The following is a 19691-nucleotide window of genomic DNA, read 5'->3' as shown; positions in this document are numbered from 1 at the left end:
ATGGACATAACGACGCAGAAGACAGACGAAGCACCTCCACCCACGGCCCCGCCGACCACGGCCGAGCAGAAGCGCGCGGCGCGCGGCGCCACCCGACCCGGTGACCGGATCTTCCTCGGTCTCTCCCGCGGGTCGGGCATCCTGCTGCTCGCGATCATGGCCGCCATCGCGGTCTTCCTCACGTACCGGGCCTCGCTGGCCATCAGCAAGGACGAAGCGAACTTCCTCACCGCCTTCGAGTGGAACACCGGCCTGGTGCCGCCGGAGTTCGGCATCGCCGTCCTCGCCTTCGGCACAGTGGTCTCCTCGATCGTCGCCATGGTCCTCGCGGTCCCGATCGCCGTCGCCATCGCGCTGTTCCTGACCCACTACGCCCCGCGCAAGCTGCGCAGCCCGATCTCGTACGTGATCGACCTGCTCGCCGCCGTGCCGTCCATCGTGTACGGCCTGTGGGGCGCGCTGATCCTCGTCCCGCACATGAACGGCCTCTTCAGCTGGCTGGACGAGTACCTGGGCTGGACGGGGGTCTTCTCCTGGGACCGGGGCGCGCCGCGCTCGATGCTCACCGTCGGCATCCTGCTGGCGATCATGATCCTGCCGATCATCACCAACGTCAGCCGCGAGGTCTTCCGCCAGGTCCCGCAGATGCACGAAGAGGCCGCCCTGGCCCTCGGCGCCACGCGCTGGGAGGTCGTGCGGATGTCCGTGCTGCCGTTCGGCCGCTCCGGCGTGATCTCCGCGTCGATGCTCGGCCTCGGCCGCGCCCTCGGCGAGACGATGGCCGTCGCCACGGTCCTCTCCCCCGACTTCGACATCCACGCCAGCCTGCTCAACCCGGGCGGCGGCACCTTCGCCCAGAACATCGCCAGCAAGTTCAACGAGGCGAACGAGTTCGGCCGGGACGCGCTCATCGCCTCCGGTCTCGTCCTGTTCGTCATCACGCTGCTGGTCAACGGCGCGGCCCGCGCGATCATCGCCCGCCGCAAGGAGTACTCGGGGGCCAACGCATGAGCCACGCCGTCGTCAACGACAAGCGCCCCAGCACACTGCGCGGCGCCACCCTGCCGAAGTGGTCCCCGTGGGCCATCGCGGGCGGTTCGATCGCCCTGGCCGTGGTCATCGGCCTGGCCGGGGGCCTCGACAGCCGCGTCCAGTGGGGCCTGATCGCCGGCCTCCTGTTCCTGCTGGCCACCTACGGCATCGCCGCCCGCGTCGAGGGCCGCCGCCAGGCCAAGGACCGCATCGCCACCGCCCTCGTCTGGGTCGCCTTCCTGATCGCCGTCGTGCCGCTCGCCTCGCTGATCTGGGCGACCGTGCAGCGCGGCACCAAGGTCCTGGACGTCTACTTCCTGACCCACTCGATGGGCGTCGTCGCCGACTCCGAGCCCGGCGGCGGCATCTACCACGCCATCCTCGGCAGCCTGGAGCAGGTCGGCCTCGCCACGGTGATCGGCGCCCCGATCGGCATCCTCACCGCGATCTACCTGGTGGAGTACGGGCGCGGCAACCTCGCCCGCGCCGTCACCTTCTTCGTGGACGTCATGACGGGCATCCCGTCGATCGTCGCGGGTCTGTTCATCCTCAGCCTCATGCTGATGTTCGACATGCAGCCCTTCGGCTTCGCGGGCTCGCTGGCCCTGGCCATCCTGATGATGCCGGTCGTCGTACGCTCTACGGAGGAGATGCTCAAGCTCGTCCCCAACGAGCTGCGCGAGGCCTCCCTCGCACTGGGCGTCCCCAAGTGGCGCACGATCCTGAAGGTGGTCGTCCCGACCTCCATCGGCGGCATCATCACCGGCGTCATGCTCTCGGTGGCCCGCATCGCGGGTGAGACCGCCCCCGTCCTCCTCCTCGTCTTCGGCAACCCGTTCATCAACGCGAACCCCTTCGAGGGGGCGCAGGCGTCGCTGCCGCTGTACATCTACCAGCAGTACGCGCAGAGCGCCGGCTCGCAGGCGGCGTACGACCGTGCCTGGGCGGCATCGCTCACGCTGATCGCCTTCGTGATGATCCTCAACCTGGTGGCCCGCGGCATCGCCCGCTGGAAGGCCCCGAAGACCGGTCGCTGAGCATCGATCTGCGGCTGCCGCCGCGCGGGACCACAGCGACCGACCGGACTTTTGGAAGTGAAGTAGCAGACATGGCGAAGCGAATCGACGTAAGCGGACTGACCGCGTACTACGGCTCCCACAAGGCGATCGAGGACATCTCGATGACCGTCGAGCCGCGCTCGGTGACGGCGTTCATCGGCCCCTCCGGCTGCGGCAAGTCGACGTTCCTGCGCACGCTGAACCGCATGCACGAGGTCACCTCCGGTGGCCGCGTCGAGGGCAAGGTGCTCCTCGACGACGAGGACCTGTACGGCCAGGGCATCGACCCGGTGTCGGTGCGGCGCGAGGTCGGCATGGTGTTCCAGCGTCCGAACCCCTTCCCCACGATGTCGATCTTCGACAACGTGGCGGCGGGGCTGCGGCTGAACGGCAACTACAAGAAGAGCGAACTGCAGGACGTCGTCGAGAAGTCCCTCAAGGGCGCGAACCTGTGGAACGAGGTGAAGGACCGCCTGAACAAGCCGGGCTCGGGCCTCTCCGGCGGCCAGCAGCAGCGCCTGTGCATCGCGCGGGCGATCGCGGTGGAGCCGAACGTCCTGCTGATGGACGAGCCCTGCTCCGCGCTCGACCCGATCTCCACCCTCGCCATCGAGGACCTGATCGGCGAGCTGAAGGAGCGCTTCACGATCGTCATCGTCACGCACAACATGCAGCAGGCGGCGCGCGTCTCCGACCGCACGGCCTTCTTCAACCTGGCGGCCGTCGGCCAGCCCGGCCGGCTGATCGAGATCGACGACACGGAGCGCATCTTCTCCAACCCGTCGGTCCAGGCCACCGAAGACTACATCTCGGGCCGCTTCGGCTAGAGAGCCAGACCCCTCGCGGTGCTGCATGGCGGTGCCACCGCGAGGACGCAGAAGAGCCCGCCCCCCGGCTCCCGGGGGGCGGGCTCGTGCGTTGCTGCGGGGGCAGGGGTGCCTCGCCGGGAGGACCTACAGGAACAGGAGGTCGACGAGCCAGAAGGCGCAGGCCGCGACGACCGCCGCCGCCGGCATGGTGATGAACCAGCCGAGGACGATGTTCTTGGCGACGCCCCACCGCACGGCGTTGATCCGCTTGGTCGCGCCCACACCCATGATCGCCGAGGTGATGACGTGCGTCGTCGAGATCGGCGCCTTGAAGAGGAACGCGGAGACGAACATGATCGAGGCGCCGGTCGTCTCGGCCGCGAAGCCCTGCGGCGGGTCCAGCTCGATGATCTTCCGGCCGAGCGTGCGCATGATGCGCCAGCCGCCCGCGTAGGTGCCCAGCGACAGCATCACGGCGCACACGAGCTTGACCCACACCGGGATCGGGTCGCCGTACTCCTCGACGTCGGCGATGACCAGCGCCATCACCACGATGCCCATCGTCTTCTGCGCGTCCTGGAGACCGTGCCCGAGCGCCATACCGGCCGCCGACACGGTCTGCGCTATGCGGAAACCGCGCTTGGCCTTGTGCGGGTTGGCCCGCCGGAAGATCCACAGGATCGCCGTCATCACCAGGTAACCGACCAGCAGACCGACCACCGGCGACACGAACATCGGGATGACGACCTTGTCCAGCACCCCGCTCCAGTAGACCTGGGTCCCGCCGGCCAGCGCCGCGCCCACCATGCCGCCGAACAGCGCGTGCGAGGAGGAGGACGGCAGACCGAAGTACCAGGTGACGAGGTTCCAGGTGATCGCGCCGACCAGCGCCGCGAAGAGGATCCCCATCCCCTGCGACCCCTCGGGCGTCTGGATCAGCCCCTCGCTGACGGTCTTGGCGACCCCGGAGCCGAGGAAGGCGCCGGCGAGGTTCATCACCGCGGCCATCGCCAGCGCCGCCCGCGGCGTCAGCGCCCGCGTCGACACGGACGTCGCGATCGCGTTCGCCGAGTCGTGGAAGCCGTTCGTGTACGTGAAGAAGAGTGCGACCCCGATGGTCGCGACCAGAGCGAAGGTGTCCATGAAGGGGTCAGGACTCCTTGACCGCGATGGTCTCCACCGTGTTCGCCACGTGCTCGAAGGCGTCCGCGGCCTCCTCCAGCACGTCCACGATCTGCTTGAGCTTCAGCACCTCGATCGCTTCGTACTTGCCGTTGAAGAGGTGGGCGAGCAGCTTGCGGTGGATCTGGTCGGCCTGGTTCTCCAGCCGGTTGACCTCGATCCAGTACTCGGTGAGGTTGGACATGGTCCGCAGGTTCGGCATGGCCTCGGCGGTCAGCTCCGCCGCCCGCGCCAGCACCTCGATCTGCTGCTCGACACCCTTGGGCAGCTGCTCGACGTTGTAGAGGACGACGAGGTCGACGGCCTCCTCCATGAAGTCCATGATGTCGTCGAGGGACGACGCGAGGTTGTAGATGTCCTCGCGGTCGAACGGCGTGATGAAGGAGGAGTTCAGCTGGTGGAAGATCGCGTGCGTGGCGTCGTCACCGGCGTGTTCCGCGGCCCGCATACGCTCTGCGATCTCGGCCCGGCCGGCGGTGTCCGCCCCGAGCAGTTCCATGAGGAGTTTCGAGCCCGTGACGATGTTGTCCGCGGACGCGGCGAACATGTCGTAGAAGCTCGTCTCCCTGGGGGTCAGACGAAAGCGCACGTGGGGTCCTCAGGATGCATCGGTTTCGGTCAGGCTGATGCTAGGCGCATCATCCGGCCACGGCTAATGGGCCGCCCACCAGTGTCACCCATGAACCACGACGACCGGCAGCGGGGCCGCCCGGTGGTCCGTCCCACGGGCCGCCGACGGCCGCAGCCACAGGCCCCATACCCCGCAAAGTTCGGTACGATATACCCAGTAGGGGTATATGTCTGGAGGAGACCATGACGACCACCGAGGCCGGGGCGGCCACCGAAGAGGCCGTGACCGACCACGACCGCGGTGTGCACGGCTACCACAAACAGAAGGACGAGCACCTCAAGCGCCTGCGCCGCATCGAGGGGCAGATCCGGGGCCTCCAGCGCATGGTCGAGGAGGACACCTACTGCATCGACATACTCACCCAGGTGTCCGCCTCCACCAAGGCCCTGCAGTCCTTCGCACTGCAACTGCTGGAGGAGCACCTGCGCCACTGCGTCGCCGACGCGGCCGTCAAGGGCGGCGACGAGATCGACGCGAAGGTGGAGGAGGCCACGAAGGCCATCGGCCGCCTGCTGCGGACCTGACCCCGGCCCTGACCCCTGACCCCTGACCCTGGCACCGACCGGGGCCCGCGCGTCAGCCGGCGCGGGCCTCACGCTCCTCGGCCACCCTCAGCACCTCGTCGATGCTCTCCAGGCTGAGCCGTTCCTCGGCGGCGGAGGCCGCGATGATCAGCTCCCCGCACAGTTCGATCTCGGCGAGGGCCACGTGGTCCTGTACCGCCGTACCACCGACCGGAGCCACGCGCATCACCTCGTCCCTGCCGTCACCGACTTCCTAGAGTAGGGAGCGGCGCACAGACCGCGCATGGCACGGACGGGCTAGTCCTCATACCGGTTCCCTGGCCGGATCCGGCCCCCACCGGACGGCCACCGGTCGCCCGCCCCGGGGCGCCGGCCCGGCTCACTCCTCCGCGATCCGCCCCGCGTAGATGTCCGCGGGCACCGGCAGCCGTACGTCGACGGGCGCCCCGAAGTCGTACAGCAGCGTCGTCGAGGCGACCGCGACGGCCTCCTTCTGCCGTCCGTTGACGAAGGTGAACCGGTGCCGGACCTTGCGGATGCGCCCCTCGTCGTCGAGGTAGACGTCGAAGGGGACCCGGGCGGTGGCGAACCCCTTCGCCGCCGCCCCCAGCGAGTCCCGGCCGCCCGCCGAGGCGCCCTTCGCGGCCACCGCGAGATCGGCGGTGCCGCGGAAGTGCCGCACGTCGGTACCCGCCAGCCGGTCGCGGCCCACGTAGGCCGCGGTGCGCGTCCCGCGCAGCACCTCGGCGGCGGCGTACGGGTCGGTCGCGCCGCCGGTGACCAGGTTCCCGTCGGACAGCGTCGCCGTGTCCACCCGCACCCACTTGTCGGCGGGCACGCCCGCGCCCCGGTTCTTCATGAACAGCGCTCCGGGCGCGAGGAGTTCGACGATGGGCCGGTGCTCACTGGCGCCGGCCGGATCCTGCGGGAGCACCACCTTCAGCTGCCCGAGCTGCCGGCGGTAGTCGTAGACACCCTCGCCCCGGATCGTCACGCGGGTCCCGCCGGTGGCCATCTCCATCGACGTCCGGGCCTTCGAACTGCCCGCCGCCACCAGCGCGTCGGCCGCCCGGCGGAGCGTCTCGACCGGGTCGGCGGCCCGCGCGTCCTCGGCGGCGTTCCCGGGCCCGGCGCAGCCGGCGGCGCCGCCGGCCCAGACCCCGGCCACCAGCCCCGCGACGACCGCCGTACCCCACCGCCGCTGCTGCCGCTGAGTCATCGCCTGTCTACCCCCAGCCGGTACGTCCGTCACGGGTTGCCCGTCGTTCCCGATAACGACGGGTGGGTGGCCCCGTCACGCGCGGCCGAGGCCTGCGGTGGTCACAGGCGTCCTTCCCGCCTGGGCTGGGTACGGTTGACTCCGTGACCCAGCAGGACCGTTCGGTCTCCTCCCCCGACGACGGGGAAACCCACACCACCACGACCGTCGAACGCGGCCCCTTCTGCCTGGCCCGCTGCACCTGCGGCTGGCACGGCCCGGCGCGCAGGGCGAGAAGCCTGGCCAGAACGGACGCCGCCGGCCACACCCACGGCTGACCCGATCCGCTCCCCTCCCCCCCTGCTCTCCCGGGAACCCCGGGGTCTCCCGGGAACCCCCGGGCCCCGGACCCCGTCTGGCTCCATGAAGCCGGCGGAAGGCAGAGGGGGCGGTCAGCCATGCATCGGCGTACGTTCATCGCGGGCGGCACGGCCGCCGTCGCGGCGGTCGCGACGGCCGCGTGCCGGCCGGGCGGCGACGGCGGCTCCTCCGGGACCGCCGCCGCTTCGCGGGCCGTCTCCGGCACGGCGGACGGCAAGATCCCGCTGCGGACCACGAGCGCCGTGGCCGCCGCCGACTGGGCCGCCCTCGACCGCTCCCTCGACGGCCCCCTGATCCGCCCCGCAGACGCCTCGTGGACGGCGGCCCGGCAGCTGTACAACACCCGCTTCGACACCCTCCGGCCGGCCGCGGTCGCCTACGTCGCCCACCCCGACGACATCCGTACCGCCCTGGCGTACGCCCGCGCCCACGGCACCGAGGTCGCCATCCGCAACGGCGGCCACTCCTACGGCGGCTGGTCCTCGGGCGACGGCCGGCTGATCATCGACGTCTCCCGGCTGAACCGGGTCCGCGCGAGCGGCGGTTCGGCCGTCGTCGGCGCCGGTGCCAAACTGATCGACGTCTACCGCGCGCTCGCCGCCAGGGGCGTGACGATCCCGGCCGGCTCCTGCCCGACGGTCGGCGTCTCCGGCCTGGTCCTGGGCGGCGGCCACGGCGTCGTCTCCCGCGCGTACGGCCTCACCTGCGACAGCCTCACCGGGGCGACGATCGTCACGGCGGACGGCAGGCGGCTCACGGCGGACGCCACGCACCACAAGGACCTGTTCTGGGCGCTGCGCGGAGCCGGCAACGGCAACTTCGGCGTCGTCACCGAACTCCGCTTCACCACCCACCCGGCCCCCCAGGCGGTGACCGGCCACCTCTCCTGGCCCTGGTCGAAGGCCGCGGCCGTGGTACGGGCCTGGCAGGAATGGGGCCCGTCCCAGCCGGACGAGATCTGGTCCGCCCTCCACCTGGCGAGCACACCCGGCGGCACCCCGAGGATCTCCGTGTCCGCCTTCTGCATCGGCACCCACGGCCAGTTGCAGAACGCCGTCGACCGCCTCGCGGACCGCGTGGGCGCCTCCGCGACGACCGTGTCGCTGCGCCGCCGCTCCTACGAGGAGGCCATGGAGGTCTACGCCGGATGCTCCTCCTTCGCCACCGACGCCCAGTGCCACCTGCCCGGTCCGACCCCCGGCCGCTCCCCGCGGGGCGCCCTGGGCCGCGAGACCTACGCGGCCCGCTCGGACTTCTTCGACCGCTCCCTCTCGGCAGCGGGCGTCCAGACCCTGCTCCGGCAGCTGGGGACCGTCCGGGGCGGCTCGGGCAGCATCGCGCTCACCGCCCTGGGCGGCGCGGTCAACCGGGTCTCCCCCACGGCCACGGCGTTCGTCCACCGCCGCTCCCGGATGCTGGCCCAGTACCTGGTGTCGTGGCGCGCCGGCACGACGGGCACGACGGCCCGGTCCTGGCTCACCGCGGCCCACAGCGCCATGGCCCCGCACGCCTCGGGCGCCGCCTACCAGAACTACGCGGACCCCGCCCTGCCGAACTGGAAGAAGGCGTACTACGGCCCGGCGCTCCCGCACCTCACCCAGGTGAAGCGCCAGTACGACCCGACCGGCTTCTTCACGTACGCACAGTCGCTGTGACGAGGCCGGCCCGGCCCGGGGCCACCCGCCACCGCCGGACCGCGGCCCACGGCCGACGCCCCGGGGCCGACGGGCCCCGGCCCACGGCCACGCGCCCGCCTACGCGGCCAGGTCCCGCTCCTCGGCGGAGACCGCCTCGACCCGGGCCCTGGGGACCACGGCGTCCTCGCCCGTGCCCCGCACGGAGCGCGCCCGCACGACCCACCCCAGCCACGCGGTCCCCTCGACCGCCTTCAGCACGGGGGTGAGCAGCATCGAGGCCAACGGCGACAGCAGCAGCGCCACAGCCGTACCGAGCGCGAAACCCCCGATGACGTCCGTCGGGTAGTGCACCCCCATGTACACCCGGCAGAACCCCTCCACCAGCCCCAGCCCGATCCCCACGAGTCCGAACCTGCGGTTGGCGACGAACAGCGCGACCCCCATCCCCATGGTGATCGTCGCGTGGTCGCTCACGAAGGAGTAGTCGGTCTTCCCGGAGACCAGGACCTCGAGGCCCTGGTGATCGAGGAAGGGCCGGGGCCGCTCCACGAACCCCCGTATCGGCACGTTCACCAGAACCGCGACCGCGGCGGCCAACGGCACCCACACCAGCGCGGCCACGGAGGAGGCGGCCTCCTCGGCCGACACGGGCCGCCGCCGCACGGTCCACCAGCACCAGACCACGAGCAGCACCATCGCCAGGAGCAGCCCGTACTCGCCGACGAACTCGACGATCCGGTCCAGCCAGTGCGGGGCTTGCTTGGCGAGGCCGTTGATGTCGTAGAGCAGGTCGACGTCAGGGTTCGACCCGGATGCGGCGAGTCCAGCCATGGTGCTGCGGCCCCTTCGTCGTTGCTGCCGGGCGCGCCTCACGCACGCCGCTCGTACCCACCCCCGTGGTCGTAGATCCGCGTTCGCCGCTCTGTCGGTCAGTCACAGGCGTTGCTCGGCTACGTCAACAGGAACGCACGACCCCCGTTGATACGTTCCACTCTCCACCGAATGATCACGCAGACGTTATCGAAGAGAGATACGTCACCGCAGCTCAGGCTTCGGGTCCCCGTCCGGATCAGACCCTCGTGGGGAGCGCTTTCGCGCCATCTTCGGTGACCCGCGTGGCACCGAAGTACTTCCGGGTGTCGATCGGGTCGAACCGGATGACCGCCCCCGTGCGGGGCGCGTCGATCATGTACCCGCCGCCGACGTAGATGCCGACGTGGTCGATGGCCCGGGAGTTGGTCGGATCGGTCGAGAAGAACACCAGGTCGCCCGGCAGCAGTTCGTCCCGCGAGGGGTGCGGCCCCGCGTTGTACTGGTCGTTGGCCACCCGCGGCAGGGTGATCCCGACACTCTCGTACGCCGCCTTGGTCAGCCCCGAGCAGTCGAACCGTCCGCCCTGCTCAGGTGTGCCGTTCCCGCCCCACAGATACGGCGTCCCGAGCTTCTTCTGCGCGAAGTAGATCGCCCCGGCGGCCTGCTCGGACGGATCGACCCGGGTGACCGGCGCGGCGAAGCTCTTCGCCAGCGTGGTGATCGTCTTCACGTAGTTCCGGGTCTCCCGGTACGGCGGCACACCCCCGTACTTGATGACCGCGTAGGCCCCCGCGTTGTAGGACGCGAGCATGTTGTGGGTGGGGTCGCCCGGCACCTTCTTCACGTACGAGGCGAGTTCGCAGTCGTACGCCGCAGCCGACGGAATCGCGTCATTCGGGTCCCACACGTCACGGTCGCCGTCCCCGTCGCCGTCGATGCCGTGGGTGGCCCAGGTGCCGGGGATGAACTGCGCTATCCCCTGGGCCGCCGCGGGGCTCTTGGCGTTCGGGTTGAATCCGCTCTCCTGGTAGAGCTGGGCGGCGAGCAACGCCGGATCGATCGCGGAACAGAGGTTGCCCCACTTCTGCACGAGCGCCTGGTAGGCGGCCGGCACGGCACCCTTGGCCAGCCCGACGCTCCTGCCGCCCACGCCGCCCGCGAGGTTCCCAGCGACGACGTACACGCCGATGACGAGCAGCATCACGAAGCTGAGCCCCGCCGCAGTCGCGACACCCGCCAGGATCCACGCCTTACGCACCGTCAACCGCCCCTCGCCCGTACGGCTTTCCGCCCGCGTCAGTGTATGAGCTTCCCCCGCGGAATCCCGTGCAACCGACGCTTCCACCACCGGCCGGACCGACTCCGGCCAGGCGCCGCCTCCCCCCATCGCGTGCGTCCCTCCCGATCGGCCGCGTCAAGGCCGGTCCTGGTGCCTGCTCGGCAGCGTCGCGTACGGCGTGCCGGAGCTGGGCATACCGCTGGTCGTGGTCCTCGGCCACCAGTCCTGCGGCGCCGTGCGCGCGGCGGTCGAGGCGGACCTCTCCGGCGAACGGCTGCCCACGCACATCCAGTACCTGGCCGACCGGACACGCCCCTTCATCGACCGTACGAAGGAGGGTGACGCCCGCATCGACGCCACCGTCGACGCGAACGTCCTGGCCGTCCGCTCCCTGCTCGCCGCCGAACCCGACCTCGCCGCGAAGATCACGAACGGCGAACCGGCCGCCGTGGGCGCCCGCTACGAACTCACGACCCAGGCGGTGCACCGGCTCCACTGACCCGGGGTCGGGTCGGGTCCCGCTATCGTCCTCGTGTCGCCGAGGCCCGTGCGGAAGGAATCTCCCGTGACCGACATCCCCCACGACCTGACGTGGGTTCGCGCCGCGCCACCGGAGGCGACCGGCCCCGGCCCCTGGATCGAGATCGCCTTCGGCGAGGGCGACGACGGAGAGGCCCCCGTCTACCTCCGCGAGACCAGCGACCCGGACAACGTGGTCACGACGAACCGGCGCAAGTGGGACGCGTTCGTCCTGGGCGTACGGGCAGGAGAGTTCGACCACTTCGTGGAGGGCGTGGAGGGCGTGGAGGGCGTGAACGAGGTGGCGGAAGCGGCGGAAGCGGACGCGGACGGTGACACGGGGAGCAGCGCCCGACCGCTCCCCTGACAGGCGGTCGGAGAGCGGGCGGACAGCCAGCCACGCCCCGCCTCCCGTTCGCCGTCAGTCATGAGACCATCGGAAACGGACGCTCACCCGACCAGCCGTCAGAAACGGCGCACGGCCGTGAAGTGGGTCAACGACGGAACCGCACGACAGGTTCCGCTCCGACCTCATTGCCCGGGGTGACCTGCCGTGATACACAGAGTGACGAGTGCGTGCTATTCGTACGAATCCCGCCCGTCAATGGCGCCAAGTCGACATACGAAGGCGGCGTTGTCGGCGACAATGAGGCCTGACCCCTGCACACCGCAGGGGCCTCTCGGAACTACCCACCAGGGGCGGTGACTTACATGCTCTTTGCGGCCGACAAGGGCGACATCAACACCATCATCGGCGGGATCGCTCCGGACTGGGGCCCCTTCGGCAGCCTGGGCAACGAGGCCAAGGTGATGATCGAGGTGGTGATGGCGGTCGCCATCCTCCTCTGCCTCGGCATCGCGATCTGGGGCGCCGCCAAGCAGCGCATCGGCGCGACGGCCCTGCGCGACACCTTCAGCGCGGAACAGGGCAAGGGCCTCATCATCGCCGGACTGACGGGCGTCTTCATCATCGGGTCCCTCGGCACCCTGTTCACGATCGTGTACGGCATGGCCGTGTAGCGGGCGTCGCCCACCGCCAGTCCGCCCCGGGCACTCCCGGCCCCCTCCACCCCACCCACCCGTCGTGCCCACCGGCTGAGGTTGCGTCTCCCTGATGTCGAGTCACCACACCGCGCCCGCGCGGGAACCAGCACGGCTACCGTCGTACTACTACGTGTTCCGGTACGGCAGCGAGGGGGCGTACACGGCATGAGTCCCGGAGACGAACACGACTACGGCGAGCCCGCGGGCACCCGCATGCGCCTGCCCGAAGCCGACCCCTACGGCGGCGCCCGCCGCCCCGCCCGCTCGTCCTCGCGCAGCCTGGTCATGGTGGTCGGCGTCGTCGTCCTCCTGATCGCCGCGATCGCCTTCGCGAACCGTGGAGGAGACGATTCCTCTTCCACCGCGGCCGCGGGCGAGGGCAACGCCGACAAGCCGAGGACCTCGTCGACGGCGGCGAGCGGGACGAAACCGGTGGAAACGAGAGCCGGCGGCATCCCGTCGGGCTTCGCCCGGACCGAGCAGGGCGCCCAGTCGGCGGCCGCCAACTACGCCGTCGCGCTGGGTTCGACCGGCATGTTCCAGAAGAAGAGCCGGCACGCCCTCGTCGGCACCGTCTACACCGCCGCCGCGGCGGCCGGGCTCCAGGCTCCGATGGACCAGGCCTACTCGGCCGACTTCCTCGCCAAGCTGGGTCTCGACGCCAACGGCAACGCGCCGACGGGCAACACCTTCGTCTCGCGGGTCGTTCCGGTGGGCACCACGGTCCAGGCGTACACCGGCACCGCCGCGAAGGTCGCCGTCTGGTACCTCGGTCTGATCGGCATGTCCGGGGAGAACTCGACCGACCCCGTCACCTCGTCGTGGAAGACCTGGACCTTCGACCTCCAGTGGGTAGAGGGCGACTGGAAGGTCGCCGCCGACGAGCAGAAGGAAGGCCCCGCCCCGGTCCCGGGTGACGACAAGGCCGCTGCCTCCGACGAGATCAGCAAGGCCATCGAGGAGTACGGAGGGTTCACGTATGCCCGGTAACCCGCACCGCGTGCTCCGGCTCGCCGGAGTCTTCGCAGCCGTTCAGACGTCGGCCGTTCTCCTGGCCACCCGCGCCTTCGCCGTGCCCACGCCCAGCCCGTCGCCCTCACCGTCGTCCTCGCCCTCCCCTTCGGGCAGCCTCGACTGCAGCCTCATCCCGGGCCGGGCAAAGGAGTACTGCGAAAGAGGCAACACCCCCTCCGGCACCACCACCCCCAGCGTCTCCGACACGGCCGACCCGCTCTCCTCGCTGGCCAAGGGCTGTGCCGACGCCGCAGCCTGGACCGTCGACAAGCTCAGCGTCGCCGTGCAGGACACCGCGAACGTCGACTTCACCAACGCCCGGTTCCTCCAGCAGTACGCCGTCGTCTTCGCCGCCTCGACCGTCCTGACCCTCCTGCTGTGGCTGCTGGCCGTCGCCAAGCGGGCCGTCCGGGGGGTCCCCCTGACCACCGCGATCGGCGAAGCCGTCGGCTTCCTGTGGCTCACCGTCCTCGCCTCCGCCTTCACGCCGCTGATCCTCTACACGGTCGTCTCGGCCACCGACGGCATCAGCGAGGTCCTGGCGAAGACCACCGGCAACCAGACCGACACCTTCTTCGGCACCTTCTCCGCCGCCCTGGAGAAGGGCGAGGACATCGGCGGCGGCCCGATCATGCTGATCGTGGTCTCCCTGGTGTCCATCCTCGCCGCCGGCGTCCTGTGGCTGGAGCTGGTCCTGCGGGCCGCCCTGCTCTATGTCGGCGCCCTGCTCGGCACGGTCGTCTACGCGGGCCTCGTCGACAAGAACCTGTGGGGCCACGTCCGCCGCTGGGCCGGCATCATGATCGCCGTCATCCTGGTGAAGCCGGTCATCGTGATCGTCCTCGGCCTGGCCGGCGCGCTCTCCGCCGACGACGGCCCGAACGCCTTCGGCGCGGTCGTCTCCGGCCTGTCCATCATCCTGCTGGCCATCTTCGCCAGCGCGATGATCTACCGCTTCGTGCCCGGGTTCGGCGACGAGATCGCGGGCTCGCGCAACAACCGCATGATGCAGGGTGCCGAGAGCAAGGCCGCGGCCGTCATCAGCTCTCCCGCCACCCTCGTCGCCCAGGGCATCAAGACGCACAGCACCCGCGCCGACAGCAACGGCGGCGGCGGGTCCTCCTCCGGTGGCCAACGCCCCGCCGGCCAGACCGCCGGCGGCATGGCCGCGCACAGCTCACGCGCCTCGAACGGAGGCGGCGGATCTGTCCCCTCCGCCGCACCCGCGCCCCGTGCCGGCAGCCCGGTGAACACCCCGCACGCCGGCAACAACCGCAACAGCAGTACCAACCGCACGGGAGGTGAAGGGCGTTGACGACTGATTCCCACGTGTCCCACGCGGTCACGCCCCGCCGTACATATCTGATCGGCCGCGCCCGGCCGAACGCGATCGTCGGCCGCAACCGCGAGTCCGGCGAGATCGCGCTCATCGTCATCGGCGCGTTCCTCGGCATGATGTGCGGGCTCCTCGTCCCCGTCCTGGCCCTGCGGATCGTGCTGCTCGCCGGCTTCCCGATGATCGCGATCGCCGCGGTCTACCTGCCGTACAAGCACCGCACGTTCTACAAGTGGTTCGAGATCAACCGCAGTTACAAGCGCACCCTGCGCCGCGGCACGGTCTACCGCTCGGCCGTCATGGAGGCGGGCACCCGGATCGACGGGCAGGAGATCGAGATCGGCCCGCCGCCCGGCATCGGCCGGATCAGCTGGCTCGCCGCCCCCTTCGGCCCCGACGAGATCGCCGTCCTGCTGCACGCCGACCGCCGTACGGTCACCGCGGCCATCGAGATCGAGGGGCCCGGCGTCGGCCTGCGCGACAGCGAGGACCAGGAGGCCCTCGTCGACCGCTTCGGCACGCTCCTCAAGCACGTGGCCAACGGCGACGGCTTCGTCACCCGCCTCCAGATGCTCGCCCGCACCCTCCCGGCCGACCCCGACGCCCACGCCAAGGACGTCTCCCAGCGCGGCGACGACAAGGCCCCACCGTGGCTGCAGTCGTCGTACGACCAACTCCAGTCGATGGTGTCGACGAGCAGCGAGCAGCACCGCGCCTACCTGGTCGCCTGCATGCACTACACGCGCGAACTGGCCGCCGAGGCGAACGCCATGGCCCGTGCCGCCCGCCCGCAGAACGGCCGCAGACTGGACCGCGACGCCGGTCTCGCCGTCGTCATGGCCCGCGAACTGACCGACATCTGCTCCCGCCTCCAGGAGGCGGACATCCGGGTCCGCCAGCCCCTCGGCCAGGGCCGCCTGTCGTCGCTCATCCACTCCATGTACGACCCGGACCACCCGATCGACCACATCCAGGCGATGACCCGGCGCAATGCCTGGCCGGCCGAGCTGGACGCCATGGAGCCGACCTACCTCAAGGCCAAGACCCGCGAGTCCTCCACCCGAGCCCCCTGGTGCCACGCCACGGCCTGGGTGAAGGAGTGGCCGATGACGCCCGTCGGCGTCAACTTCCTGGCACCGCTCCTCGTCCACACCCCGGACGTCATCCGGACGGTCGCCGTGACGATGGATCTCGAACCCACCGAGGTCGCCATCGAACGCATGCTGACCGAGAAGACGAACGACGAGGCGGAGGCGAGCCGGGCCGCCAAGATGAACCGCACGGTGGACCCGCGCGACGTGGCCGCCCACTCCCGCATCGACCAGCGCGGCGAAGACCTCGCGAGCGGCGCGGCCGGCGTCAACCTCGTCGGCTACATCACCGTCTCCTCCCGCAACCCGGAGGCATTGGCCCGCGACAAGCGGACGATAAGGGCGTCCGCGGGCAAGTCGTACCTCAAGCTGGAGTGGTGCGACCGAGAGCACCACCGCGCGTTCGTGAACACCCTCCCGTTCGCCACCGGCATCCGAAGGTAGGGCTTTACATGCGGGACCCGATGTCCGTCCTCACCGACGCCTTCACGTCCTTCCTCTTCGGCAAGGTCGAGACCACCCGCCTGCCCGTACGCACCTCCACCGGCCAGGCCCAGGCGGTCTACCTCCCGACCGCCGCCCCCGGCCTCGGCGACTCGGGCGTGATCATCGGCCGCGAGGTCTACTCGGGCAAGGGCTACATCTACGACCCCTTCCAGCTGTACGGCCAGCAGCTCCCGGCCCCGCACTGGCTGGTCCTCGGAGAGTCCGGCAACGGCAAGTCGGCCCTCGAGAAGACGTACGTCCTGCGCCAACTGCGCTTCCGGGACCGCCAGGTGTGCGTCCTGGACGCCCAGGGCGAGGACGGCGTCGGCGAATGGAACCTCATCGCGCAGGCGCTCGGCATAACTCCCATCCGGCTGGACCCGATGGCCGCCCTGGACCACGGCATCCGCCTCAACCCGCTGGATCCGTCGATCACGACGACGGGCCAGCTGGCGCTGCTGCGCACCATCATCGAGGTCGCGATGGGCCACGGCCTGGACGAACGCTCCGGCTTCGCCCTCAAGGTCGCCCACGCCTACGTCAACGAGACGATCGTCGAACGCCAGCCGGTGCTCAGCGACATCGTCGAGCAGCTACGGCACCCCGAACCGGAGTCGGCCGAGGCGATGAACGTCGCCATAGACGACGTACGGGCGTGGGGCCTGGACGTGGCGCTGGTCCTGGACCGCCTCGTCGACGGTGACCTGCGCGGCATGTTCGACGGCCCGACGACGGTCGGCATCGACCTGGACGCCCCGCTCATCGTCTTCGACCTGTCCCACATCGACCGCAACTCCATCGCCATGCCGATCCTCATGGCGATCGTCGGCGTGTGGCTGGAGCACACCTGGATCCGCCCCGACCGGAAGAAGCGCATCTTCCTGGTCGAGGAGGCCTGGCACATCATCAACAGCCCTTTCGTGGCCCAGCTGTTCCAGCGGCTGCTGAAGTTCGGCCGCCGCCTCGGCCTGTCCTTCGTCGCGGTCGTCCACCACCTGTCCGACGTGGTCGACGGAGCGGCGGCGAAAGAAGCCGCCGCCATCCTCAAGATGGCGTCGACACGGACGATCTACGCCCAGAAGGCAGACGAGGCCAGGGCGACGGGCCGCGTGCTCGGCCTGCCCCGGTGGGCGGTGGAGATCATCCCCACCCTCACCCCGGGCATCGCGGTGTGGGACGTCAACGGCAATGTCCAGGTCGTCAAACACCTGATCACCGAGACGGAACGCCCGCTGGTCTTCACCGACCGCGCGATGACCCAGTCGTCGGCCGACCTCGCCGAGGACGACGCACTGCGCGCCGCGGAGCTGGAACAGGAGCGGCGGGCGGCGGCCTTCGTGGAACAGCACCTGCCCGACTTGGACGGCTCGTCCGAGTCGACGGTGGCCTAGGCGCGGGGGGCGCGATGAGACCGGGCGACCACCGCGGCCAGGACCGAGGGCAGGGCCAGGGAGGCGTCCCGGACGGTCTGCTGATCGGGCTGCTCGCGTTCCTGCTCGGCATGACGCTGCTGGTGTGGACGGCGACGGGCCTCGCGGCCCTCTTCGCCCACGGCTCCTGGCCGGCCGGCGTCACCTTCCCCCACACGCCCCTGGCCATGCGCCACCTCGCCGGCCGGCCGCACGACGTCGCCGGCGCCTGGCCGGCCGCCGACCCCTCGGCGCTCTCCGGCTACGGCCTGTTCTGGGGCCTGTTCATCGGCCAGGTGATGATCCTTCTGGTACTCACGGTGTTCACGCTGGGCACGGTGGCGAGATGGCGGGCCGTACGGGCAGGTCGCAGGACGCAACCCGGCCACGAGGTGCCCCTGCCGACACCGGCACCGGCCCCGGAGCCGGTGGCCCGGCCGGCTCAGCACGAGGTGCCCGCCCCCCGGACGGAACCCGCACGACAAGCCGCGGAGCCCCTTCCCGTCGCCCGGACCGAACCGGCGGTCGGCCGGGAGGCGGCATCCCGGCCGGAGGGCACGGTCCTCTACGCCGCGCCCGACACCCGCCACACCACCGCGGCCCGGGCCATACGCGACGCCGAGGGCGCCGTCCTGGTCCTCACCTCGCACCCAGCACTCTGGCAGGACACCAAGGACGCCCGGGCCAAGCTCGGGCCGGTCCTTCTCTACGACCCCACTCATCTCTGCGACACCCCGGCCCGCCTGCACTGGTCACCCATGGCGGGCTGCGAGGACAAGGCGACGGCGGCAGCCCGTGCGAGCGCCCTCCTCACGCCCGTCCGGCCCACCGCCCGCCTGGACCAGGCGGTCGCCGAGACCGCCGAGACGCTCCTGCGCAGCTATCTGCACGCCGCCGCCATCGACGGCCGCACCGTCCGCCACGTGCACCGCTGGTCACAGGGCACCGGGCTCCAGGAAGCGGTCCGCACCCTGCGCACGCATCCGAAGGCCGCGGCCGGTTCCGCGGGCGAGCTGGAAGCCGCCCTCACGGCCCACCCCGAACGGCGGGACATCGCCCAGGAACTGACGACCCGGGCCCTGTCCGCCCTCTCCACGGTGAATATCCGCGAGGCCTGCACTCCTCATCGAACTGACGCCCTCGCCTTGGATTCCTTCGTCGACGAAGGGGGAACGCTTTATGTGGTCGGTGAATCCATCGAGGACCCGAGGACCCGTCCCGGCGCGATGCCCTTCCTCACGGCCCTCGTCTCGAGCGTGGTCGAGCGCGGCCGGCGCATGGCCGAACGGTCATCCTCCGGTCGGCTCGACCCACCACTGACCCTGATCCTGGACGACGTGGCGGCCGTGGCCCCGTTCACCCAGCTCCCCGATCTCCTGGCCGAGGGCACCGGCCTCGGTCTTCCCACCCTGGCCCTGCTCCGCTCCCGCGAGCAGGCCCGAGCGCGCTGGCCCCACCACGAACTACCGGTGTGACATCTACGTCCGCTCGAGGACGTACTCCAGTTCGCGGCCGCCGGAGTCCCCGCCCAGCGGCACGACGACTCCGCTCGGCACGAAGCCGGCCCTGCCGTAGAAGGTCCGGGCCCGGCCGTTGTCCTCGTGCACGATGAGCCGCACCCGCTCCAGTCCGCGTGACCACGCCCATTCGAGCCCGGCGTCGAAGAGCACCTCGGTCAGTCCGATCCCGCGGTACTCGGGCCGCACGAACACCCCGACGACGTGCCCCTGCCGCTGCTCGACCGGAAACCCCGCCCAGTCCTTGGTCCCGGCCTCCTCGATGAGCACGGTGAGCGTCCCCACCAACTCCCCGTCCGGCCCCTCGGCGACGATCTGCTGTGCCCGGTCGGACCCCTCGGCCGCTCCCGCCGTCCGCTCCTGCCAGAAGGTGTCGGGTCTCGCCAGCCCTTGCTCGTACGTCTCCAGGAAGGCGAGGTGCGCGACCGGGTCCCGCAACGCCAGGAGCCGCAGCTCCCTCACAGCCGGCCACTCCTCGGCCCGCACGGACCTGATCAGGTAGCTCATGGGGCCACCGTAGTACCCGGGCATCACACACTCATCCGAATAATCCCGTGCCCAGAGGTACGGTAAAAACAGAAAAGTCCCGTGAACGCAGGAGACCCCCGTGCCATCGGCACGGGGGTCTCCCGGAATGATTGTTCGGCGGCGTCCTACTCTCCCACAGGGTCCCCCCTGCAGTACCATCGGCGCTGTGAGGCTTAGCTTCCGGGTTCGGAATGTGACCGGGC

Annotated in this window: 20 protein-coding genes, 1 rRNA gene and 1 pseudogene; 14 read left to right on the top strand and 8 right to left on the bottom strand. The window is 70.7% G+C overall.

What is annotated here, in order from left to right; all coding sequences use genetic code 11:
* The 3 genes from pstC to pstB all read left to right on the top strand — a co-directional run bounded on the left by pstC (position 1) and on the right by pstB (position 2917).
* Positions 1 to 1011, top strand: coding sequence for a phosphate ABC transporter permease subunit PstC (pstC, locus tag ACIP5W_RS15870; protein WP_401472695.1), 1011 nt, complete (start codon positions 1 to 3; stop codon positions 1009 to 1011).
* The gene (gene pstA, locus ACIP5W_RS15865; RefSeq protein WP_401472692.1) at positions 1008 to 2069 is read left to right on the top strand and encodes a phosphate ABC transporter permease PstA; all 1062 of its coding nucleotides are present in this window, start codon (positions 1008 to 1010) and stop codon (positions 2067 to 2069) included. Before pstC ends, pstA begins: the two co-directional genes overlap by 4 nt.
* 71 nt (positions 2070 to 2140) lie before the next feature.
* Complete coding sequence (gene pstB / locus ACIP5W_RS15860; RefSeq protein ID WP_401472689.1) at positions 2141 to 2917, top strand: phosphate ABC transporter ATP-binding protein PstB; 777 nt, start codon at positions 2141 to 2143, stop codon at positions 2915 to 2917.
* A gap of 126 nt (positions 2918 to 3043) precedes the next feature.
* On the opposite strand, the gene ACIP5W_RS15855 is transcribed toward pstB, so the two are convergent.
* Together ACIP5W_RS15855 and ACIP5W_RS15850 are read right to left on the bottom strand one after the other, a co-directional pair.
* On the bottom strand, positions 3044 to 4042 hold the full coding sequence (locus ACIP5W_RS15855; protein ID WP_401472686.1) for an anion permease: 999 nt from the start codon (positions 4040 to 4042) through the stop codon (positions 3044 to 3046).
* A gap of 7 nt (positions 4043 to 4049) precedes the next feature.
* On the bottom strand, positions 4050 to 4670 hold the full coding sequence (locus ACIP5W_RS15850; protein ID WP_401472683.1) for a DUF47 domain-containing protein: 621 nt from the start codon (positions 4668 to 4670) through the stop codon (positions 4050 to 4052).
* Positions 4671 to 4894: 224 nt separating this feature from the next.
* Between ACIP5W_RS15850 and ACIP5W_RS15845 the strand changes: the two genes are divergently transcribed.
* Positions 4895 to 5236, top strand: a complete 342-nt coding sequence (locus ACIP5W_RS15845) for a metal-sensitive transcriptional regulator (protein ID WP_363086898.1) — start codon at positions 4895 to 4897, stop codon at positions 5234 to 5236.
* A gap of 52 nt (positions 5237 to 5288) precedes the next feature.
* Here the strand turns inward: ACIP5W_RS15845 and ACIP5W_RS15840 are convergent, their stop codons facing one another.
* Positions 5289 to 5462, bottom strand: a complete 174-nt coding sequence (locus ACIP5W_RS15840) for a hypothetical protein (protein ID WP_366061017.1) — start codon at positions 5460 to 5462, stop codon at positions 5289 to 5291.
* Positions 5463 to 5615: 153 nt separating this feature from the next.
* Positions 5616 to 6455 (bottom strand): hypothetical protein, encoded by an 840-nt coding sequence (locus tag ACIP5W_RS15835; protein WP_401472678.1) that lies wholly within the window; start codon positions 6453 to 6455, stop codon positions 5616 to 5618.
* A 143-nt stretch (positions 6456 to 6598) separates the two neighbouring features.
* Here ACIP5W_RS15835 and ACIP5W_RS15830 point away from each other — a divergent pair, with 143 nt between their 5' ends.
* Both ACIP5W_RS15830 and ACIP5W_RS15825 read left to right on the top strand, forming a co-directional pair.
* The gene (locus ACIP5W_RS15830) at positions 6599 to 6772 is read left to right on the top strand and encodes a hypothetical protein (RefSeq protein ID WP_401472675.1); all 174 of its coding nucleotides are present in this window, start codon (positions 6599 to 6601) and stop codon (positions 6770 to 6772) included.
* Between the two features lie 120 nt (positions 6773 to 6892).
* Positions 6893 to 8470 (top strand): FAD-binding oxidoreductase, encoded by a 1578-nt coding sequence (locus ACIP5W_RS15825; RefSeq protein ID WP_401472672.1) that lies wholly within the window; start codon positions 6893 to 6895, stop codon positions 8468 to 8470.
* 99 nt (positions 8471 to 8569) lie between these two features.
* On the opposite strand, the gene ACIP5W_RS15820 is transcribed toward ACIP5W_RS15825, so the two are convergent.
* Both ACIP5W_RS15820 and ACIP5W_RS15815 read right to left on the bottom strand, forming a co-directional pair.
* On the bottom strand, positions 8570 to 9283 hold the full coding sequence (locus ACIP5W_RS15820) for a phosphatase PAP2 family protein (RefSeq protein WP_401472669.1): 714 nt from the start codon (positions 9281 to 9283) through the stop codon (positions 8570 to 8572).
* A gap of 238 nt (positions 9284 to 9521) precedes the next feature.
* Complete coding sequence (locus tag ACIP5W_RS15815; protein WP_401472666.1) at positions 9522 to 10529, bottom strand: NlpC/P60 family protein; 1008 nt, start codon at positions 10527 to 10529, stop codon at positions 9522 to 9524.
* 169 nt (positions 10530 to 10698) lie between these two features.
* Here ACIP5W_RS15815 and ACIP5W_RS15810 point away from each other — a divergent pair.
* From ACIP5W_RS15810 to ACIP5W_RS15775, 8 genes and pseudogenes are all read left to right on the top strand, one after another.
* Positions 10699 to 11043 (top strand): annotated as a pseudogene (locus ACIP5W_RS15810) (carbonic anhydrase); the annotation flags it as partial.
* Positions 11044 to 11109: 66 nt separating this feature from the next.
* Complete coding sequence (locus ACIP5W_RS15805) at positions 11110 to 11430, top strand: DUF397 domain-containing protein (RefSeq protein ID WP_401472663.1); 321 nt, start codon at positions 11110 to 11112, stop codon at positions 11428 to 11430.
* 344 nt (positions 11431 to 11774) lie between these two features.
* Positions 11775 to 12083 (top strand): hypothetical protein, encoded by a 309-nt coding sequence (locus tag ACIP5W_RS15800; RefSeq protein ID WP_003991275.1) that lies wholly within the window; start codon positions 11775 to 11777, stop codon positions 12081 to 12083.
* 189 nt (positions 12084 to 12272) lie between these two features.
* Positions 12273 to 13097, top strand: coding sequence for a hypothetical protein (locus ACIP5W_RS15795; RefSeq protein ID WP_401472660.1), 825 nt, complete (start codon positions 12273 to 12275; stop codon positions 13095 to 13097).
* Positions 13087 to 14436: a hypothetical protein gene (locus ACIP5W_RS15790; protein WP_401472657.1), complete on the top strand. Its 1350-nt coding sequence runs from the start codon at positions 13087 to 13089 to the stop codon at positions 14434 to 14436. Before ACIP5W_RS15795 ends, ACIP5W_RS15790 begins: the two co-directional genes overlap by 11 nt.
* Positions 14433 to 15992, top strand: a complete 1560-nt coding sequence (locus ACIP5W_RS15785) for an SCO6880 family protein (protein WP_401472654.1) — start codon at positions 14433 to 14435, stop codon at positions 15990 to 15992. Before ACIP5W_RS15790 ends, ACIP5W_RS15785 begins: the two co-directional genes overlap by 4 nt.
* An 8-nt stretch (positions 15993 to 16000) precedes the next feature.
* Positions 16001 to 17425 carry an ATP-binding protein gene (locus ACIP5W_RS15780; protein WP_363086909.1) on the top strand — a complete coding sequence of 475 codons (1425 nt, stop codon included), beginning with the start codon at positions 16001 to 16003 and terminating at the stop codon, positions 17423 to 17425.
* Between the two features lie 14 nt (positions 17426 to 17439).
* Entirely contained in the window at positions 17440 to 18918 is a 1479-nt protein-coding gene (locus ACIP5W_RS15775) for a type VI secretion protein (RefSeq protein ID WP_401472651.1), read from the top strand.
* 3 nt (positions 18919 to 18921) lie between these two features.
* On the opposite strand, the gene ACIP5W_RS15770 is transcribed toward ACIP5W_RS15775, so the two are convergent.
* Positions 18922 to 19467, bottom strand: a complete 546-nt coding sequence (locus ACIP5W_RS15770; RefSeq protein ID WP_401472648.1) for a GNAT family N-acetyltransferase — start codon at positions 19465 to 19467, stop codon at positions 18922 to 18924.
* A 133-nt stretch (positions 19468 to 19600) separates the two neighbouring features.
* A 5S ribosomal RNA gene (gene rrf / locus ACIP5W_RS15765) occupies positions 19601 to 19691 on the bottom strand; the annotation flags it as partial.

Origin of the sequence: Streptomyces sp. NPDC088766 (genome assembly GCF_044750845.1) — a bacterium.
Lineage (GTDB): Bacteria > Actinomycetota > Actinomycetes > Streptomycetales > Streptomycetaceae > Streptomyces.
This window is presented reverse-complemented; position numbering and strand designations above follow the sequence as displayed.